At 56.8% G+C, this 20,073-nt stretch carries 11 protein-coding genes; 1 reads left to right on the forward strand and 10 read right to left on the reverse strand.

Annotated features, from left to right (window positions below; genetic code table 11):
* Nucleotides 1-63: 63 nt before the first annotated feature.
* Both F3J26_RS16120 and pdeH read right to left on the reverse strand, forming a co-directional pair.
* Entirely contained in the window at nucleotides 64-2,130 is a 2,067-nt protein-coding gene (locus F3J26_RS16120; RefSeq protein WP_166994836.1) for an AsmA family protein, read from the reverse strand.
* Between the two features lie 65 nt (nucleotides 2,131-2,195).
* Nucleotides 2,196-2,969, reverse strand: a complete 774-nt coding sequence (pdeH, locus tag F3J26_RS16125) for a cyclic-guanylate-specific phosphodiesterase (RefSeq protein WP_166994838.1) — start codon at nucleotides 2,967-2,969, stop codon at nucleotides 2,196-2,198.
* A 242-nt stretch (nucleotides 2,970-3,211) separates the two neighbouring features.
* On the opposite strand from pdeH, the gene kdgK reads away from it, so the two are divergent.
* A complete protein-coding gene (kdgK, locus tag F3J26_RS16130; protein ID WP_166994839.1) occupies nucleotides 3,212-4,144 on the forward strand; it encodes a 2-dehydro-3-deoxygluconokinase in 933 nt (310 codons plus the stop codon).
* A 104-nt stretch (nucleotides 4,145-4,248) separates the two neighbouring features.
* Here the strand turns inward: kdgK and F3J26_RS16135 are convergent, their stop codons facing one another.
* From F3J26_RS16135 to bcsQ, 8 genes are all read right to left on the reverse strand, one after another.
* Nucleotides 4,249-5,733, reverse strand: coding sequence for an insulinase family protein (locus F3J26_RS16135; protein WP_166994841.1), 1,485 nt, complete (start codon nucleotides 5,731-5,733; stop codon nucleotides 4,249-4,251).
* A gap of 217 nt (nucleotides 5,734-5,950) precedes the next feature.
* Nucleotides 5,951-7,237 (reverse strand): dicarboxylate/amino acid:cation symporter, encoded by a 1,287-nt coding sequence (locus tag F3J26_RS16140; protein WP_008460613.1) that lies wholly within the window; start codon nucleotides 7,235-7,237, stop codon nucleotides 5,951-5,953.
* A gap of 181 nt (nucleotides 7,238-7,418) precedes the next feature.
* Entirely contained in the window at nucleotides 7,419-9,404 is a 1,986-nt protein-coding gene (gene hmsP, locus F3J26_RS16145) for a biofilm formation regulator HmsP (RefSeq protein WP_205246534.1), read from the reverse strand.
* A 202-nt stretch (nucleotides 9,405-9,606) separates the two neighbouring features.
* Complete coding sequence (gene bcsC, locus F3J26_RS16150; protein ID WP_166994846.1) at nucleotides 9,607-13,104, reverse strand: cellulose synthase complex outer membrane protein BcsC; 3,498 nt, start codon at nucleotides 13,102-13,104, stop codon at nucleotides 9,607-9,609.
* The gene (gene bcsZ, locus F3J26_RS16155; RefSeq protein WP_008460608.1) at nucleotides 13,086-14,192 is read right to left on the reverse strand and encodes a cellulose synthase complex periplasmic endoglucanase BcsZ; all 1,107 of its coding nucleotides are present in this window, start codon (nucleotides 14,190-14,192) and stop codon (nucleotides 13,086-13,088) included. The genes bcsC and bcsZ overlap by 19 nt, the downstream gene beginning before the upstream one ends.
* Nucleotides 14,193-14,197: 5 nt before the next feature.
* Nucleotides 14,198-16,591 carry a cellulose biosynthesis cyclic di-GMP-binding regulatory protein BcsB gene (bcsB, locus tag F3J26_RS16160; protein ID WP_166994848.1) on the reverse strand — a complete coding sequence of 798 codons (2,394 nt, stop codon included), beginning with the start codon at nucleotides 16,589-16,591 and terminating at the stop codon, nucleotides 14,198-14,200.
* Nucleotides 16,592-16,730: 139 nt separating this feature from the next.
* Complete coding sequence (gene bcsA / locus F3J26_RS16165; protein ID WP_166994851.1) at nucleotides 16,731-19,340, reverse strand: UDP-forming cellulose synthase catalytic subunit; 2,610 nt, start codon at nucleotides 19,338-19,340, stop codon at nucleotides 16,731-16,733.
* Nucleotides 19,337-20,071, reverse strand: coding sequence for a cellulose biosynthesis protein BcsQ (gene bcsQ / locus F3J26_RS16170; RefSeq protein ID WP_166994853.1), 735 nt, complete (start codon nucleotides 20,069-20,071; stop codon nucleotides 19,337-19,339). The genes bcsA and bcsQ overlap by 4 nt, the downstream gene beginning before the upstream one ends.
* Nucleotides 20,072-20,073 lie beyond the last annotated feature (2 nt).

The following is a 20,073-nucleotide window of genomic DNA, read 5'->3' on the forward strand; positions in this document are numbered from 1 at the left end:
AGGGAGAGGGGATTACGATGCACCCTCGCCCCTCTGGGGAGAGGGCCGAGATGAGGGGCAGCCTTACTTCTTCATCTGCCCCAAAATCGTCCGGCACTGATTATCACTTCCTTCAGAAGGCGAGATCAGCGCGGCCAGCGCCGCCGCCGGAGTGACCAGCGTGGCAAGCGCCGCAGCCACTGCGCCACGAATAATCAATGGCCCCGGCTTCACGCCCGCATCCGGGCTCTTGAACGTGCCGCGCACATAGAGCGGAGAACGCAGAGTGATAATACGAATCCCTTTGCTCTCCGGATCGATGGTCAGATCCAGACGTTCGCTGGCAAAGTTTGTGCTGCCGGTGACGTTAATCAGCGCATTTTCAGTATCAAAGGCAAAAATTCTCGGCGTCGCAATTCCGTTGCGTAAATCCAGGTTCGCAGCGGCGCAGTTGATCCGCACCTCATCATCGCCAAAAATCTTGCCGACAATGTAGTTGCCCACGTTAAGGCCAACGATTTCCATCAGGTTACGGCTGATAAGCCCGTCGTTCATCAACAGCTTCAGGCTGCCGTTACTGGTGCCCATCAGCGCCGCGACTGAGTTACCGCGTCCGCTCAGATTGGCATCGCCGTTCAGCTCGCCCAGCGTTTTCTGCATAGACTCAACCTTCGGCATAAGCTGCTTCAGCTGCAGACGACGCGCCTGAATATCCGCTTTCCCCTGCATCGGCTTTTTATCGCCCTCAAGGTGGATGTTGGCATTGATGGAGCCGCCCGCCATGCCGAATTTCAGCGGCTGCAGGCGCAGGTCAGCGTTATTCAGGATCACATGGGTGGTGAGGTCGCTCAGCGGCAGCGTGCCGCTGTGTTCAATGCGCTGCCCTTTAAAGCGTACATCGGCATCCATCACGTTCCATTTGTCCGTTTCAAAGCGATCGTAAGGCAGCACTTTATCGGCTGGCTGCACCGTCCTGTCGCCCCGCTGCTGTCTGGCTTTTTTCGTCTTTTCGGCATCCTTCCCGGAATCAACGCCAATCAGCGGCCCTAAATCGGCCAGCCGCAGCTGTTTAGAGACTAAATCGCCCTCAAGTTTAGGCCGCGGTTTACCCTGGCTGTAGGTCAGTGAACCGTGGATATCGCTGTCGCCAATGCGCCCGTTAAAATCCTGATAGCGGAAGACGGAGCCTTTATCCGTGTCGATTTTTGCCAGCAGATGGCCGTCCGTTTCAAACGGAGGCGTATCCGGCAGCAGCACGCCGGTCAGCGCGTAAAGATTCCCGAGGGAATCGCCGGAGAACTTGAGCCTGAGATCGACGCCTCCCATTTTCATCGGGTCGTTAACTGTGCCAACGAAGGCCACTCGCGATGTCCCCGAACGCACATCTGCCTGCACCGGGAATGCGCTATCGCCCTCGCTACGCAGCGCCAGCATACCGCCAATTTTACCGCTGCCCTCCACCGGCTGGCCGTTGTAGCGGCCATTCACTTTCAGGCCGAAAACGTAATCTGCCGCTTTCGCCGCATCTTTGCCCTGTGGCTTTTGGCCGGACACTTCGCTAAACGGCAGCGGTTTACCCAAAGGATCAACCAGGATCGTTAGCGCCGCCTTGGTCACTTTATCGTCCACGGCGATCCGGCCTTTATCAAACAGGATATTGTCGAGCCGGAAGGACCAGCCGGAGGGTTTTTGATTGGGATCGCTGCCGCCAGCACTGGCAAGGTTAAAGGTCCAGTTATTGTTTTTGTCCGACAGCCGGATAATACGGACATCCGGCTCAACCAGGCGAAGCCAAGGGATATAAACCGTTTTGGTTAACAGCGAAAGCGGGGCAAGCGTTGCCTCGACGCTGGGCAGATGAACCATGGTGACTTCGGGGATGTCAGGTGGGTTACCAAGCAGGATGTCTTCGGCATGAACGTGTGGCCAAGGCACCCAGCTGCGCCAGCCGGGCTCGTCTTTATTTCGTGCCCAAACCACCCCTAAATCGCCGCGAATGGCAAAGGGGCGGTTCAGCTCTGTCGAGACTTTTTGGTTGATGGTTGGTTTCAGCCGGTTCCAGTCAAACGTGGCGATCGCCACGATCGCTACGACAACCAACAACAAGAAAATCCCGGCGACTGTGCTGCTAATTTTACCCGTTTTTGTCATCCTTCTTACCTCTCCTGATGTTGGTCTACCTGACTAAAAGATAGTTCAGCGTGACCGAAACGACATCAGGGGAGGCGAATCAGAACGTTTTCCAGGTTTTCGAAGGGGACAGGGCGCGACAGGAAATAACCTTGTGCCGCATAAGCAGGCGAAGATTGAACATCTCGCCATTCTTCAACCGTTTCAATGCCTTCTACAATCACACCCTTGCAGTAGCGGTTCATTAATTGCAGCAGCATGGTAAATAAATTCCGTCCTTCATCGCTTTTTCGTAGCATGATGAAAAGCTCGCGCGCCACTTTGATATAGTCGTAGCGGACTTCGCTCAGCGCGGAGAAGTTAGCCAGGCCAGTACCAAAATCATCAAGCCAGAGCGGGCCAAACTCGTGCATGCCGGCCAGCGTTGCCGCCTGCGGCAGGTTAATGTGCTCCACAAGTTCAAAACGTACCCACGGCAGTTTGGCGATCAGATCAAGAATCGGCTGATGCTGCTTCATGGCAATTAAAGTGGGGCCATCGACGTTCACCGAGGCCAGTATGCCGTGACCGATGAAGGTCTGCGCCCAGTCTTCCAGCAGACGCAGTTGCTCTTCCACCACCGTAAGACGCTGGCGGCTGGGGATCGCAGAGAAATAGCGGTCAGGCGGGATACGTACGTCAGCCTCAGCCGGATGCGTGACCACCGTCAGCAGTTCAACTGCCATCAATTTTCCGTCTGTTTTGTAAATCGGCTGAAAGGTGTAGCGGCGCTGGCATTGCAGCCAGAATCGTCGCTCCTGCAAACTTTCAACGCTCGCCTCAAGCGTATGCAGCCGGTGAGTGATCTGCTTCAACTTCATCTGTACATCCTGTTTGCCCTGATAACGCTACATGGCTCGTCGAAAGGTTATCGGCGTCGGAATAGAGAACTTTATGCTCGCTTTCGCAGCAAAATGCGCCGGAGCGATTTTTGTCACAATCACAATAACCTGGCGTACATCAAATATTTTCAAAACGCTGTTTTAAAATGTTTGACTCACTTTTCGCCACGGCGGAGAATGCGAAAAACAGCGTTTTTGTTCATTTAACCGCCAGGTCTCTTATGCTCACTCAGAAAATTGCCGTGATCGGCGAATGCATGATCGAACTGTCTCAAAGTGGGGCCCAGCTGCATCGCGGCTTCGGAGGCGATACCTTAAATACCTCGGTTTACCTCGCCCGCCAGGTCAGCGAAGGCGCGCTGGAAGTGCATTATGTCACCGCGCTCGGCGAGGACAGTTTTAGCCAGCAAATGCTGGACACCTGGCAACGGGAACACCTGCACACGGCATTGATTCAGCGCCTGGAGCACCGCCTTCCGGGCCTGTATTACATCGAGACCGATAGCCACGGTGAGCGGACGTTCTACTACTGGCGTAACGAAGCAGCGGCGCGGTTCTGGCTGGAAAGCGAGCGTTCAGACGAAATATGTGCGGAACTGGCCCGGTTTGATTATCTCTACCTGAGCGGCATTAGCCTGGCCATCCTCAATAACGCCAGCCGGGAGAAGCTTTTCGCGATGCTGAAGCAGGCCAGAGCGAACGGCTGCAAAGTCATTTTCGACAATAACTATCGGCCACGCTTATGGACCAGCCCGGAAGAGACACAGCGTGTTTATCGGCAAATGCTGGCCTGCACGGATATTGCGTTTCTGACGCTGGACGACGAAGACGCGCTATGGGGCGTAGTCCCGGCAGAGGAAGTGATTCGCAGGACGCATGCTGCTGGCGTAGAAGAAGTGGTTATCAAACGAGGCGCTGAGTCTTGCCTGGTCTCGGTCAGCGGCGAGGATCTACTCGACGTCCCGGCGCTTCGTCTGGCAAAAGAAAAAATCGTGGACACCACCGCGGCAGGAGATTCCTTTAGCGCGGGTTATCTGGCGGTGCGGTTAACCGGGGGTACAGCAGAAGAAGCCGCGAAGCGCGGCCATTTGACGGCGGGCACGGTGATTCAATATCGCGGGGCGATTATCCCGCTGGATGCAATGCCCCAATAAGATGACCCTCACCCTAACCCTCTCCCTGGAAGGGAGAGGGGACGAAAAGAAAATGTCTGCGCAAGTTCCCCCTCTCCCCTGCGGGGAGAGGGGCAATCCCACCGCTAAGAAGCCGGTGGAATATCCGAGACTTCCGGCTTAGGATCGTCCGTCACCGGCGGCGGCGCAGCCGGCACCATCACCTTATCCCACGTCTCTTTCAGCTCCTTCATGTTGTACTCAGGTTCGCCTTTAGGCTGCAGCAGCACCATAGACATCTCCTGAGACAGCTGCTGACGCAGATCCTGATTGAGCATCGACACGGTCAGGCTGTCGAGGAAGTCCTGCCGGAGCTTCTGGTACTGCTCCGGTGCAATATCAACCACCTGATTCTGCAGCGAACGCAAACGCTGGCTTATCAGCACATCGGTGTCGGTACGCGCGTAGGTAGCAAACAGCTTCGTCAGCTCATTCTTTTTCTGCGCTATCAACGCGTCGAATTCTTCCTGAGACAACCCCTTATCGCGCACTCTCAACAGTTCACGCCCGACGCTGGTAAGGCTGGCGTTCAGCTTATCGTTCGGGGATTCAATGTTGATCCCGCACTGGGCGCGCAGATAAAGCACGCGGCAATCAAAGCTCAGATTGAGGTCTTTAACGCCATTTTTGCTCAGGCTTTGCTGCACATTCCAGAACAGCGCTTCACGGGCCAGGTCGGCACGCCAGTAGCGCAGCAGCGCCGCAGACTCACGAATCGGCTGCCAGCTGTTGTCCCACATCAGGGACAACCTGTCCTGACGCACGCTGTCGGTCATCAGGCTCACCGGCTCAGGGTTAAGCGGGGAAAGCGTTGGCACAGGCGCAGGCGTGTCGCGCTTGCCTTTTAGCTCACCAAAGGTTTTGTTGATTTGCTCCGCCACGCTGCGGCTATCCACGTTACCCACCACGATGAGGGTCATGGCATCCGGGGTGTACCACTTGTCGTAAAACGCTTTCAGCTGCGCGGCATCAACCGGGCGCTTGAGATTATCAGCCGGATCGTGGCCAAGCAGCGTGGAGCCTTTCAGGCGGTAGCGCCACCAGCTGTCTTTGGTGTTCATCGGCCAGGTTGCGATCATATCCGGCACATGCAGTGCCGCGGTGACGGTTGCCGGCGTCACGGCCAGTGACCCGATATTGGTCGACATAAACGTCAGCGCTTCTTTCAGCAAATCATTGCGGTTATTAGGCAAGCTTAAGTTAAACAGCGTGAAGTCATAGGAGACGATAGCCGGAGGAAGTGGACGCTCCGGGTCGCTGCTTTGGTGCCATAACGAACGCGCCTGGCTAGTCGGCAGACCGCCGGTCTGCGTCAACAGCATGCGCGGTAAAAAGTGGCTGTAACCGCTTTGTTGGGCGGTCTCTGTGAGTGAACCGCTATTCACCATCAGGCGAATTTCAACGCGGTCACTTGGGCGCTGGGGGGTGGCCAAAACCTGCCACTGGAAGCCGTTAGAAAGCGTTCCCTGTTGCCAGGCCGGGTCCGGCTGGAGCGCTTCTGCCTGCACGTTGCTGGCCGTTGCGGCTAATAGCAACCCGCCAGCTAAAAGTCGAATCTTGGTGCCCTGCATGTGAACCCCTAAAAACAATCCTGGTTAAAAGTAGCACATCGGCGCGGCATTCGACGTCCGCAGACCGACATAGGTGACGTTTCACCAATCCGTTTGACCGCATTTCTGCGAAAACGTCACGTAAGAAAGTGAAAAATAGAGAATGTTGAATGTTTAGGAAGGTAATTATGCAGAGTCGCCCGCAGCGAGGGCAAGTCGCTGCGGGCAATTGGTCGGATTAGTGGGAGACTTCGGTCACTTTTTTGTCAGATTTTGGATTATCCAGCTGCTGATGAAGTTGCTTTTCATCCAGCTGTTTTACCCATTTCGCGACAACGACGGTCGCCACGCCGTTACCGACCAGGTTGGTCAGCGCGCGCGCTTCGGACATGAAGCGGTCGATACCCAGAATCAGCGCCAGACCCGCAACCGGCAGATGGCCTACCGCAGAAATGGTTGCCGCCAGCACGATAAAGCCGCTTCCCGTCACGCCTGCAGCCCCTTTAGAAGAGAGCAGCAGCACAACCAACAGCGTGATCTGATGGAAGATATCCATGTGGCTGTTGGTCGCCTGAGCGATAAACACCGCCGCCATTGTCAGGTAAATCGAGGTGCCGTCCAGGTTGAAGGAGTAGCCGGTTGGAATGACCAGGCCCACAACGGATTTACGGCAGCCCAGCTTCTCCATCTTATCGAGCATACGCGGCAGAACGGACTCGGAAGACGATGTCCCCAGTACAATCAGCAGCTCTTCTTTGATATAGCGAATGAACTTGAAGATGCTAAAGCCCGTCGCGCGGGCGATGGAGCCCAGGACCAGAATCACAAACAGCAGGCAGGTGATGTAGAAGCAGACGATCAACTGGCCCAGCTGCACCAGAGAACCTACGCCGTACTTACCGATGGTGAACGCCATGGCCCCAAACGCCCCGATAGGCGCCAGGCGCATGATCATGTTGATGATGCCGAAGATAACCTGAGAGAAGCTTTCGATGACGTTAAAGATCATCTGCCCCTTGTGGCCCAGGCGATGCAGGGCAAAGCCAAACAGAACGGCAAACAGCAGCACCTGCAGGATATTCCCGCTGGCAAACGCACCAATCACGCTACCTGGGATCACGTCCAGCAAGAAGGCAATAACGCCCTGCTGCTGAGCTTGTTCAGCGTAAACCGCAACCGCTTTGGCATCCAGCGTCGCCGGGTCCACGTTCATGCCGGCGCCTGGCTGCAGCACGTTAACCACAACCAGCCCGATAATCAGCGCAATCGTGCTGACAATTTCAAAATAAAGTAACGCTACCGCGCCGGTACGGCCTACGGCTTTCATGCTTTCCATGCCAGCGATCCCGGTCACCACGGTGCAGAAGATGACGGGCGCAATAATCATTTTAATCAGTTTAACGAACGCGTCGCCAAACGGTTTCATTTGGGCACCCAATTCCGGGTAAAAGTGACCCAGCAAAATGCCGATGGCAATTGCGGTCAGCACCTGAAAATACAGACTTTTGAAGAGTGAGGTTTTCATTAGAGTATCCTTGAACGGAGAGTAACCGCAGCCCCGGCTCAGGAACCGGTATGACTGCGGCACTCAACATATCACCCTAAAAAAAACGCAGAAGTGGCCTGGATCGATTTTGTTAACGGAACTGTTAAAAACTTGAACTGAACCGATCCAGCTCTTAACATTTGTAACTATTGTTTTTCATTTACGCAGTAAGAAATTCACGTTCAAACTGCTCGAGGGTGCGCGCTTTGGCATACAGGAACCCCTGGGCATAGATAACCCCCTGCTGCACCAGCCACTCGCGCTGTGCTTCTTGTTCCACGCCTTCAGCCACCACTTTCAGATCCAGGGCTTTGGCCATCGCGATAATCACACCCACCATCGCGTTATCTTCCGGCAGCCCTTCGATGAAGCTTTTGTCTATCTTCAGCACGTCAATCGGCAGCGCTTTCATGTGGTGCAGATGGTGCAGGCTGGCGTAACCCATACCAAAATCATCCAGCGCAATACGCACCCCGGCCTGGCGGAGCGGCCGCAGGATATTGACCGCCGCCTGTGGATCATCAATGCGGCGGCTCTCGGTAACTTCAAGAATCAGCGTGCCGGGCTGGATTCGGTAACGTCTGAGCAGCTCCAGGAGCGAAGGCACCATGGCTTCATGCAGCAGCTGGAGCGCGGAGAGATTGACGCACAGCGGCAGCGTAACGCCCCGGCTTTGCCAGGCAGACAGCGTGCGACAGGATTCCTCGAGGATCCAGCTACCGACGGTAATCATCAGCCCGCAGGCTTCAATACGCTCAATCAGCCCTTCCGGCAGGCTCCAGCTACCGTCAGCCTGGCGCTGGCGCAGCAGGACTTCGGCACTGACCACGCTCCCGTCACGCATATCCACCTGCGGCTGTAGCCAGATGGCAAACTGATGCTTCTCAAGCGCATTCAAAATATCGTGCTCTTCGGTCAGGCGCTGCTGGGCTATCTCCATCTGATCGGGATCGAAGAACTGAATTTGGTTTTTCCCGAAGCGGCGAGCCGCAAGCGTTGCCGAAGCCGCCCGGCGATAAAGCTGTTCTGCATCGAGGCCCACTCTGAACATCGCAATGCCAATGCTGGCGGTCGGTTTCAGTTGCAATGCCTGAACGGGCAAACGGGCGTTGAGCGTTTCCATGATTTTCTGTGCCAGCGTCATGGCATTCCACGGGTCGCTGACGCCATAGAGCAGCAGCCCAAAATCATTCTGACTGAGCTGGGCCAGGACCGCGTTGGTCGGCAACACGGGTTTAATTTTCTCGACCAGCGTCAACAGCAGCATCTCGCGCTGCTCTTCGTTCAGCACGCCGGCCGCATCCTGGAGCGTTTCGCTCCCGATTAACATCAACGCGCCGCGTTTCTCGTTCGCCACCATCTGCTCAATCAGCGCCATCAGCAGCGCCTTATTTGGCAGCTCCGTGACCGGATGATGGGTACTCAACGCGTTCATTTGCTGCTGAAGACGCTGGGCAACCTGTTGATTGCGGTTATAGCTGCGTACCAGCATGCCAATCTCATCGTCATGGTGCAGCGGCGGCAGCGTGAGCTGGTGCTCACCCGCTTGCTGAGGATTCAGGTTACTCAGCTCGCGGCTAATCTTGCGGATCGGATGCACCACCAGCCGGTTAATGCACCAGCTGATCGCCACGGTCAAAATCAGCGCCAGCAGCAAATAGGTGGTCAGCAGAGTGGAAATCGTGCTGATGATAATGCGGTACATGCGCCAGGAATCAGCCTGTAGCACCAGGTAAGCCAGCGGCTGCGGGTTTGCCGGGCGTTCGAGGGAATAAAGCGGCAGGGAAATCTGCACCGGCAGCTCAAACACGCGGGTGATGAGCATCGGGATTTGGTGCTCCGGCATAAAGCTAATGCGAAGCGCCTGGAACTGATTGGGCAGCACGACGTCGGCTCGGCTGATGATGCCCGAAGGTTGGATCTGCTGAAGAATAGCCTCGGCCTGCGGAATATCCGCCCGCAAAATGGCCTCAGACAGCGGAAGACGCACGGAGTGGGCGATTTTCTCCATTTGCGTGGCGGTGTCGTAGCGGTTTTGCTGCACAAAATGGAACAGCTGAATGACGATAAAAATGAAAATAAACGCCAGGGCCACGGCTGACACCATCGCCATCTGTTTTATCGTTAGGGAACGACTGACTCGCAAGCTGACTCTCCGCTTTTGCTTAACCTGCGCCACGCCCGGCATCAGGATATTCTTATGCCCGCAGAGTATACTGCATTGCCGCTCTTTGTAATCCTGACCTCAGGAGAATCGGGTAATTCTGCATTTATGGGCAACTTTGCGCCTAATTCTGAGTAAAAAAACACAAACGGCGGGCTAACCCGCCGTCCTGTGTGGCACCTAATCAGAAGTCCGCGTAAGGCACCAGCGGCTGCGGCGGCATATCCATATCGCCCTGCCAGCCCGCCATGGAGTAGCGCACGAAAATCAGCGCATGGCTTGGGGTGTAGTCCTTGGCCTGCTGAATATCAATCCCGGCACCGATTGACCAGTGCGAGTTGATCCGCCGTTCAACCAACGCTCTGGCCGTATAACCGAAACCATTGCTGCTGCTGCCCGAGAAGGTGTCATTGCGGTCCGGGTAGCCCTCTGGATCGTCCGGGTAGGGGTTCGTGTTATTTGGCACGAGGTTACGCAGCGGATAGCGCTGGCCCGCATTGCTGTGGGAGTAAGACCAGGAGCCGGAAGCGCCCAGTTCCCAGGACCAGTTTTCGGTACGTTTACGCCAGATGACCGGCACGGCAAACGACACGTATTTTTGCGGGCTGTAATAGCCGCCCTGGCCGAGGAAGTAGTCGCTGAGGTCTTTTTCGTAGTGCCAGACCATATTGGTCAGGCCCACGGTTAGCCGCTGATTATTCTCGTTAATCAGCTTGTAGTAGTAGCCCGTCATCCAGCGCACGCGCCAGTTATCGGCCACGTTTTTACCGGTCAGCGTGTCCGCGCTCAGGCTGGACCAGACGCCGTTAGCTTCGCCCTTGTCGTAGCTCAGGCTGATACCGCCGCCGTTAGCGCGAACGCCACCCCACACTTTATTGGTATTCGGATCCCGCTGCCCGCCGAAGGAGAGCAGCGAGCTGGAGATAGGCCGACGATGCGCATTGACGGTATAGCCAATAGGCCCGAGGTCGTTGCTGTAGCTCACGCCACCCACGACATCCACGACGTCAAAGCCCATCGGCGTGGTGCCAATGTCCGTTTGCCAGGTATTGTTTTTCCAGCCAACGGCCACGCTTGCGCCGTTGCCACTCTGATTTGTGTTGCCGAAACAGTTGTGCTCCGCACAGGTGCCCCAGCGCTCGTTGTAACCCCCGCCGTTATCTTTGAACGAGCCAGCATTCATATTCACCATATCGGTACGGAACCACATCCGCCCGTCGCTAAGCGGAGCGTCCACCTGCAGCATCGTGGTATGTGCTTTCAGATCGGAATAACCTGGCGTGCCGCTTGAGCCCCAGTATTCGTGGTCAAGCGTCACGTTTACATCCTGCTGGCGGTAAAGATCGGCGGCATCGCTGCGCACGGCCCGCTTCAGCCAGTCGTCTTTCTCATCGTTGCGGGTCAGGCGAGTGAAGGTGTCGTTATCCTGCGGGCGCTGCTGGGTAACCCCCGAGGAGACCATAGCGTCTTTGTAAGTCTCCAGCGCCTGCTGCGGCTGGCCGCTGGCGGCCTGGAAACGCGCGGCATCACGCATCACCAGCGCGCTTTCCATCGACGGCGGCTGGCTTTTCGCCGCAACCAGAATTGGCGCGTAGGTTTGCGCGGCTTTTTCGTTGTCGCCCAGGGCAGCCCAGGCGTTCGCCACGCGGCGTTGCGTATTGATGGACGGTGTTTCACCCGCCGGCGCTTTCTGCAGCTTCGCCAGCAGATCGCGGGCCTGAGGTTTATCCCCCTCGGCAATCAGCACCTCGGTTAACCCTAACAACGCATCTTCGTTGCCGGGTGAACGCTGCAGGACTTTCTGATACTGCGCTTTCGCCGTGGGGCGATCGCCACGTTCGGCGGCCCAGTCGGCCAGCGTTAAGTCGACGCGATCGGACGGCGTCTGCTGCTGAAGCAGCGCAATGGCGTCTTTTTCTTTGCCGCTGTCCCGCAGTCGGTTAGCCGTTTGCATGACTTCGTTAAACTGCAGCCGGTCTGCAAGCTCATGAATATTGTCGGTCCACTGCGCTTTGGGCAGCGTATTAAGGTGGCTTAGCGCCGCCGCATTGTGGTTATTGCCTGAGAGATAAAGGCCGTAAGCGAAGACCTGCTCCGGGTCGCCGGGTTTACGCTGGGCCAGGCCGCGCATCAGGCTGTCTGCCTCGCTGTGTTTTCCGGCGGCATAGAGGTCGTTCGACAGGCGGTAGGTGATCCACACGCTGTCCGGGTCGAGTTTGAGCCGCTGGCGCTGGATCTCTGCCGCTTTTGCCCACTGCCCCTGGCTTTCCAGCGCGGTGGCCTGCTGCTCCAGCCGCTCGCCGGCCAGGCTAAGTTCAATATCATCAATACTTTTGCGTTGGCTGGCCGAAAGGCTCTGAATATACGCCGTTGCACGCGCCGGCGACTGGCGCCGATAAACGTTCGCCAGGCCACGAATCGCGTTGCTGTTCCCGCGATCCATGCGCAGCGCCTGCTGATAATAACGCTCCGCGCTGGCATCATCTTTTTTGGCAACGGCCACATCGCCAAAGCCCAGCACCGCGTAGCTGTCGGTGTTATCCACCCTCTGCGCCTGCTGGTACTTCTGCAGCGCGGCATCCGGGTTATTGGCTTTGAGCTGAGCATCACCTTGTTCAATCAACAGCCAGTAACGGTTGGTTTTTAACAAGCTGTCCCACTTGCCCCGGTTGTCGCTTTGCGGGTCCATCTGAATGGCTTTCTCAAACTGCTGTACCGCGAGGGCGCGTTTTCCCTGCTGAGAATAAGCCTGCCCCAGGGCGCCAACCACTTCGCTATCGTTTTGCTTCGAGCTTAACGCCTCTTTCAGCTGCGGAATCGCCTGGTTCCCGCGACCACCGCCCACGTCTTCCAGCCCTTTTGCCCGGGCGAGGAAAGCCGGGTCAGACAACTGTTTTTGCTGCTGCGCCAGTCTGTCACGCGCGGTGGCCACCGTATCGCCTTCGGTAAAGACATTAAGAAAACGCTGCAGGGCCGCGACGCTTTGTGGCCCTGTCGGTAAGTTGCTGATTTGGCCATACCATAAAGCCGCCGCGTCTTCCCGGCTGCCGTTGGATTTCGCCATTTGCTCAAGCACCTGATAAGCCTCGGCGCTGCGGCCGTTGGCAAACATCAGCCGCGCCAGATTGCCACGCAGTTCGCCGTTCCCCGGCGCAGCGGCATCCAGCGCTTTCAGTTTATCGATCGCCTGGTTGGTGGTTGCCGGGCGCTTCGCCATCAGCATCCAGTATTCAATCGCTAAATCCCCTTCGGGCGGATTGCCGTCAAACAGCTTTTCATAGGCGGCAATAGCCTGTTCGGTATGCCCGCTGGTCGCTAATAAACGGGCCTGCTGCAGCTGCTGGCGACCATCCGCGCCGGTCAGCATCATCGTAACCTGCGACTGTTTATATTCGGCGGAACCGGGGGCCAGTTTTGCCAGACGCTCAAGCTGTGCTTTCGCCCCTGCGTTATCCCCCTGGCGCAGCAGGTAGCGCATGCGGGCCGCAATCACGTCCGGATCGTCCGGTGCCATCAGCTCCAGCCTGGACAGCGACTGACGCACAATATCTTCGCGTTTGCTGGCCTCACCCATCCTCACCTGCTCCAGCAACTGCTGCTGGGGCGTCAACGCGGCCTGAGCCATCGGCATCAGCGCCATGCCCAATGAGAGAGTGACGAAACTTAATGAGAACTTGCGCATACCTGACCCCAGCGAGGGATTAATTCACCCCGAGAATTGAAGCGAAAACGATTTTGATCCCATCCCTGACCAAAGAGCGTTAAAACATAGCTGTAATAGGCATCAGCCTGGGGGAAATTATCTTTCACCCGCTGACGCTGCACGTCCCGCGCTTCGCTATCCTGTAAAAAAGGCAGCATGGCGGCGGAGAATCCCACTGGGCCATTGCCCTGAACGCTGCCGGTTTGCACATCGACTTTTTCCGGCGGCAAACCTTGTTTGATGGTGATATCTGCCATGGGCTGGAAGGCCTTCAGCAGCGCGGCTTTGTGCGGTGCGTCGTCGGCCATCATGCCAATCCACATGTAGACGCGGATTGAGTCATAGCTGCCGCTGCGGGCGTCGTCGGTCTGGAACTGCCAGCCTTTGCCTTCACGCCAGTCGGCCCAGTTGGGTGAAAATCCTTTAGGTGCGGTTTCAAGCAGTAATCTTTGGTTTGCCACCTGCATGGCCGACCACGGGCCGCGGTAACGCACCATTCGCTGCAGTACCTGCGGCGGGAGGTAGCTTGGATTCAGCCGCCAGTCAGGAGAATGATTAAACCCCACTCTCCCCGGCAACAGTGAAAATCCCAGCCCCGGGATTTTAATCACTTCCTCTTTCGCCACGCGCTTCAGCAGCTTTTCACCGAGGCGACTATAGGCAGGCTCATGCCACAAACGCCCCGCTTCAAGCAGGCTCCAGACAATCCACATATCGGCATCGGAGGCGGAGTTGCTGTCTAAAACCGTCCACGCATCTTTGTCGTTTTTGCCCCACAGCCAGGCCGGAAGATGGTCTTTCAGCGCCCCCTGAGCGAGGTTGTTTTCCGTCCAGAGCAGCAGCTTGTCGAACATCGCCCGATCGTTGGCCACCAGGGCAAAGAAAAGCGCGTAGCTCTGCCCTTCAGAAGTGGTGATTTTGCGCTCATCGCTGGGATCGATCACCCGGCCCTGGTCGCTGACATAGCTGGCTTTAAACTGCTCCCAGGCAGGCCAGCTACAGGCGGCCTGCCCGGAAACGGTTGTCAGCATCAGCCCGACCATCAGCAGTGCGGCGCTGATTTTCATCGTAATTACTCGTCTTCTGGATCGATACGGCGGCGGCTAAGGATGCGCAGGATACGCCACAGCACCCAGGCCAACAGCACGACGCTTATCGCGGCGAAGATAGCCAGCAGCACCGGATGGTTCGACAGCGCGTACCAGATGCGCTCGAACCACGGCAGGTGGCCCACATAGTAAATATCGCCGACGCGCAGGCTATCCACACCGGATTCACGAATCACCGCTACCGAGCCGGAAATCGCCGCCCGTTTGCCGCTGTCGTTGAGCGCATTGTTCAGCAGCTCGTAACCTCGCGGGCTGTCGGCCAGTAAAGCAAGGACGCTGCGCTGGTCGTTATACGGCGACTGGAAGCCGACGATCGCGGCCATGGCGCCTTTGGAGGTGACCTCCGTTTGCGTATCCGCCGCGCGATCTTTGGGATCGGAAACGCCGTTCAGCAGCGGAGTCTGGCGAACCGGGGTTTTCACCCAGCTTTGCGTGGCTTCAACCAGCAGATCGATACGTTTGTCATCTTTCATCGTTGGCGGAATAGTGCCGATGATCATGATATCCGCATCTTTGCCCTGGATGGTGCTGCCATCATCCGTCAGGCCCACGTTTACGGCAGGGAAGCCGGTTTGTGAACCAATGGTGCCAAGCGCGTCCAGCAGCGCAGTCACCTGAGCCGGGTTAGGTTCTTTGCTGACCACCACGATAGTTTGCGAGAGATCGGCCATGCGGCTGAACGGGAAGCCCGCATTCGCAAAGGTGCGCAGATCCGGCATGGCAATAAAGTGGTGATAGTTAGAGAAGTCGATGGTTGACTCATCTTCCACCACGACGTGGTTTTGGACCGGCTGGAACGTAATACAGTTCTCTATCGAGCCGCCAGGCATCGGGTTCATATACGAGAAGTCAAAGCGCAGCTGGTTGGCGGCGCCCAGACGCAGCGCGGGAATCGACACATCCGTTTTGCCGTCCAGCAGGCCCTGCAGCACCGGCAGGCGCAGCAGCAGCTTATTGTTCTCTTCGCTCGGCGTCAGGTTGAACGACTGCAGGAACTGGTTGTTCAGGCTAATGTCCATGCGCGAGCTGTCTTTCATCGCCGGTGCGGTGTAGCGATACTTCAGGTTGAGATCGATGCCGTTACTGCGCAGCAGATAGAGATCGGGCGGCAGATTCATCGTCACGCTAATGGCGCTCGGCTCCTGGCCACTGGACTGCAGCTGCTCCTGGTAAGTTTTCATCTCGCCCAGCGTTACCGGCCGGTCAGTTCTCACCCAGTTTGGTGCATCGTAAGGTTCACGTGGCTGCAAGGGCTTCACGTCATCCACGGTGACGCTACTGCCGCGGAACAGGATATTCCCCTGGGCAATGCCTTTTGCCGCCTGCACGAGGTCTTTATCATCACGGCCCATCACCACCAGCAGTTTGACGTACGGGTTATCCGGGTGGGTCATCATCTCAACGGTTGGCGCCTGCACGGCAGGATGATCGCGCAGGAAGTCCGGGCGCTTATCGTTGGTCGCAAAAACGATCCCGTTGCTGGCCGGCAACTGATTGAAGAGCACCGGGAAGCTCTGCCCACGCCATGCGGTACGGGAACCAAACCACGAGGCGACAATCCCGGCGGCACGCTGCTGTTCAATATCCGGGCTGGCAGCAAAAACGACAGGTAACGTCAGCGGGCGATCGTCTCGCGAGTCAAAGAAAGGCACCGGGAAATGCGACAGATCGTTTTGAACCGGCAGGCGCTGGTAGGTCAGCGCCAGCGAGCTGCTGCGACCGACATCCATCCACAGCGTGGTGCTGGCCGGATTCTCGCAGATGTCGCGGTAGTGGCCGACAAACTCCAGCCTCACGCGGTTAAAGTCGGTGATATACAGCGGGTCAACCGGCACCTGTGCAAAGGTCTTTTTGCCCAGTTGCTCTTTGGTCACCGGCAGGACGCCCATCAGCTCGTCGTTAAGATAGACTTTAAGCTGCGACTGCACCGGCAGCAGCGAAGGTGAAGGGGTATATTCCAGGTTCAGCAGCGCTTTCGAGACGATTTCATCCCGACGCATCCCAAACTCTACCCCGCCATTCGGGTTCACGCCGGTCAACACCATGCTGCCCGGCGGCGGCGCAATTTGCGCAAAATTCAGCTTCACATCGCGGGAGGGCACATTTTCGGCGACGATGGGCGCATTTGCGCCAGGTACGCCCGGTAAGACTTGCCCAACCGTCGGGGCGCTGCCAGCGGGCGTCGCGGGAACGATCGCCTCGGTTGAACCCGGCGCAGGCGTAACCACTGCCTGATTTGCCGTCGCCACGGCAGGAACCGTCGGAGCCGGCGTCGAATCAGCCGAATTTGCCACTGTAACAGGCAGGGCGCTGATGCCTACCGCCGCTGCATAAAACCAGGATATTTTTCTTTTCATCGCGTTATCATCAAATTAATCAAGCTGTTGACAAACCTCAGGCGAAAGAAGAAACACCAGAGAACATCAATTCGTGATTTCAGTTGCCGGCTACAAAGAGGGAAAAACCACGCTTTTTCCCTTTTGGTGAGCAATTTCGTTAAGCCAGGGCAGACAAAGTCCGCCGTTTTGCTGGTTTGGCCGTCGGGCTGTGCGGAATAAACGACACAATCCAGTCCACCAGCGTGGTGATCGCGTGGAAAACAAACTTCAATGACGGTGGAGCGAACTCCGCAAGGTGCCGGTAACCCCGGAATCCAAGCTTGAGAATATCCACCAGACTTTCCAGCGGTTTATCCTCAGGGAAACTGTCCTGCCACAGCGCCCAGGTATCGGCGCGGGCAAAAGTACACTGAATAAAATCGATATGCTGTTTGGTGGTCATCTGCGCCAGCTGCAGGCCGACTTCATCGCCAAAGACACGCATCACCTGAGCCGGGAAGAAGAACTCCTGTGCCCCACGCTTTAACAGCAGGTTCACTTTCTGCCCTTCCAACACCTGAGTCGGGCCATGAATCTTGATCCCTACCCCGCCGTCTGAGTAGTCATGCACGGTACACGGGAAGAGGTGACCATCTTCACGCGCCAGCGCGGCCGGCATGGCGATTTCAACACGGTGCGCTCGCCGGACCTGCTTACTTTCCACGGAAACGGCCACCGCGCCGCCCAGTATTATCAAGTTGTAGAACACCCACAGCAGACTCACCACCACCGTTAGCGCTTCGTTTTCCGGGCCGTAGAAGAAGCGCCATGCCCCAAAGGCAACGCCCAGCAGGTTAATCAGGACTAAAATCAGGTACGGACGCGTGATGACCCAATCCACATATTCGTTTTCAACCAGCCCGCCCTTTGCGGTCACGTTGAACTTCCCTTTGTGCGGATTAAACAAGGCCACCAGCGTAGGCTGAGCGATGTACCAGGCCAGCACAGTTTCGTAAATTTCACTCCAGAAAGAGTGGCGATATTTACCCTGGATTTTGGAGTTGGTCAGGCTGGCGTGGATCATGTGCGGCAAAACAAACAGCGCAATCATGATGGCCGGGGCGTAAATGATATAGGCGTGTAACAACAGGAACGCCAGCGGTGCCGTCAGGAAGATAAGCCGCGGGATCCCCGACAGGAAATGGAACATGGCGTTGGCATAACAGAGCCGCTGGGCAAACTTCAGCCCCTTGCCGAAGAACGGGTTATCGAGACGGAATATCTGCGTCATCCCTCGCGCCCAGCGAATACGCTGCCCAATGTGCGCGGAAAGACTTTCCGTTGCCAGCCCCGCAGCCTGCGGAATACGCAGGTAAGCCGAGGTATAGCCCCTGCGGTGCAAACGCAGCGATGTGTGGGCATCTTCGGTCACGGTTTCAACGGCAATACCGCCAATTTCATCCAACGGGCCACGGCGAATCACCGCACAAGAGCCGCAGAAGAACGTGGCATCCCACATATCGTTCCCGTCCTGCACCAGGCCGTAGAACAGCGTCCCTTCGTTAGGCGTTTTACGGAAACGCCCCAGGTTGCGCTCGAACGGATCGGGCGAGAAGAAATGGTGCGGAGTCTGCATCATCGCCAGCGATTGTTCTTTGAAGAACCAGCCCATGGTTAGCTGTAGGAAGGAGCGTGTGGGCACGTGGTCGCAGTCGAAGATAGCGACAAAATCGCCCTTCGCGTGCTTCAGCGCGTTGTTGATGTTCCCCGCCTTTGCGTGCTCGTGCGTCGGACGGGCGATATAATTGACCCCGACCATATCGGCAAACTGCTTAAACTCGTCTCGCCCGCCGTCATCCAGAATCCAGATATTCAGCTTGTCCTTCGGCCAGTCAATGCCCAGTGAGGCATAAATTGTCCCCTTCACGACGTGCAACTCTTCGTTGTAGGTCGGCACAAAAATATCCACCACCGGCCAGGTGCTTATGTCTTTTGGCATCGGCACCGGCTGGCGGTTAAGCGGCCACACCACCTGGAAATACCCCATCACCAGCACCAGCCAGGCGTAGGTCTCGGCAAACAGCAGCCCCAGACCGAAGACGAGGCTGAGCGGATCGTTCCAGTTCAGGGTCGAAGTGTAGCGCCACCAGATGTAGCGACAGGATACGGTGAGCGACAGCACAATCAGCATCAAGGCAGAGAAACGCCCCGGTAAACGCCGAACGATCAGGGCCACGCCCCACAACAGCATCAGGAAAATAAACTGTGACAGCGGGTTAAACGGCTGGGTAATACAAAGCAGGGCAAGAATGGCCGAAAACACAACAATCACGCCCAGAATGATCCGCCGGGCTGTGTGGTTGATATGGCTTAATTCTTTCTTTTCATCGAGATGCTGCGTCCGGTTGCTAATGTTTTCCGGCAGTTTATCAAGCCAGCCGTGCCAGCTTTCACGCCAGGCCTGCATCCGGCCAAAAGAGCGTACCCGCGGGCGCCCGGCTTGCTTACTGACGCGGAGCAACAGCCACAGGCTTTGGATACCGTAACGCACCACGTCCAGCGGGCGCGGCCTGTCTGGATTGATATGCGGGTAGAACTGGTCATGCCCGGCGCGTATGCGCTGCCAGCGGGGGCCTTCAAGCGGCAGAAAAACCCAGGCAAGAATCAAGACGATGCAGCCCAGCGTCGCACTGAACATCGGGGCACCGTTGCGACGAAAAGTACGATAACGCTCACCCAGCCGCTGGCTGGCAGCGGGGAGTAACAGCCAGGAGGCCAGATGACTCATGCCTTCTTCCCTGCAAGGTTCAACAGGCACCAGTTGGCGAGCGTCATGATTTCCTCGGCAATCAATGAATCCGGACGATATTCGCCCAGAGGCTGTTTTACCGCCGCACTTTCGGCCATCGCCTCATCCCGGTGAAGAATAATGGGGATCATCGTGCGCTGGCTTTGCAGCCAAATTTGGTAGATATCATCCTGCAGCTGACTGGCCACCTGCAGATAGTTCACCAGAATATGCGCCCCTTGAGGCAAAGCCTGCTGGTGCAAACGAATATGGCAGTTGGTGTCCGGTTTAACCACCGTCACCACGCTGTCAGTTTGCGCTAAAATCTGGCGGGTCAGGGCTTTAAAGCCGTGGGGCAAGTCCAGTAATATCCACTGGTATCGCTGACTCGCTTTCAGGTCAGCAAGAAAATGGCTGAAGTTGCCAAGGGCTTTTTCCACCGTGTCGAACGTTTCATGCTCAGCCGGGCTGAGCTGGCCAAACGGCAGCACGTCGAGATGGCTGGTATAGCGCCATGCACATTTGCGCCAGTCTTCGTTATCCAGCATGGCCCGCGCCCAGCCCTTTGGCTCTGCGAAATCAATATTATAAAACAGACGCAGCAGGTTATCTGGCGAGATATCCACCACCAGCACCGATTCCCCAAGTTGCTGCAACGACCAACCAAGCGCCGCGGTAATAGACGTCGTCCCTACGCCACCACGCAGCCCTTGCAACCCAATGACAGCCATCA

The organism is Enterobacter sp. Ap-867, from assembly GCF_011752855.1.
Classification (GTDB): domain Bacteria; phylum Pseudomonadota; class Gammaproteobacteria; order Enterobacterales; family Enterobacteriaceae; genus Cedecea.

Excerpts from the sequence above, each read along its gene's own strand:
- bcsC (WP_166994846.1), bottom strand. The coding sequence starts at position 13,104 with ATGCGCAAGTTCTCATTAAGTTTCGTCACTCTCTCATTGGGCATGGCG.
- bcsA (WP_166994851.1), bottom strand. The coding sequence starts at position 19,340 with ATGAGTCATCTGGCCTCCTGGCTGTTACTCCCCGCTGCCAGCCAGCGG.
- F3J26_RS16120 (WP_166994836.1), bottom strand. The coding sequence starts at position 2,130 with ATGACAAAAACGGGTAAAATTAGCAGCACAGTCGCCGGGATTTTCTTG.
- F3J26_RS16135 (WP_166994841.1), bottom strand. The coding sequence starts at position 5,733 with ATGCAGGGCACCAAGATTCGACTTTTAGCTGGCGGGTTGCTATTAGCC.
- bcsZ (WP_008460608.1), bottom strand. The coding sequence starts at position 14,192 with ATGAAAATCAGCGCCGCACTGCTGATGGTCGGGCTGATGCTGACAACC.
- pdeH (WP_166994838.1), bottom strand. The coding sequence starts at position 2,969 with ATGAAGTTGAAGCAGATCACTCACCGGCTGCATACGCTTGAGGCGAGC.
- kdgK (WP_166994839.1), top strand. The coding sequence starts at position 3,212 with ATGCTCACTCAGAAAATTGCCGTGATCGGCGAATGCATGATCGAACTG.
- bcsB (WP_166994848.1), bottom strand. The coding sequence starts at position 16,591 with ATGAAAAGAAAAATATCCTGGTTTTATGCAGCGGCGGTAGGCATCAGC.
- F3J26_RS16140 (WP_008460613.1), bottom strand. The coding sequence starts at position 7,237 with ATGAAAACCTCACTCTTCAAAAGTCTGTATTTTCAGGTGCTGACCGCA.
- bcsQ (WP_166994853.1), bottom strand. The coding sequence starts at position 20,071 with ATGGCTGTCATTGGGTTGCAAGGGCTGCGTGGTGGCGTAGGGACGACG.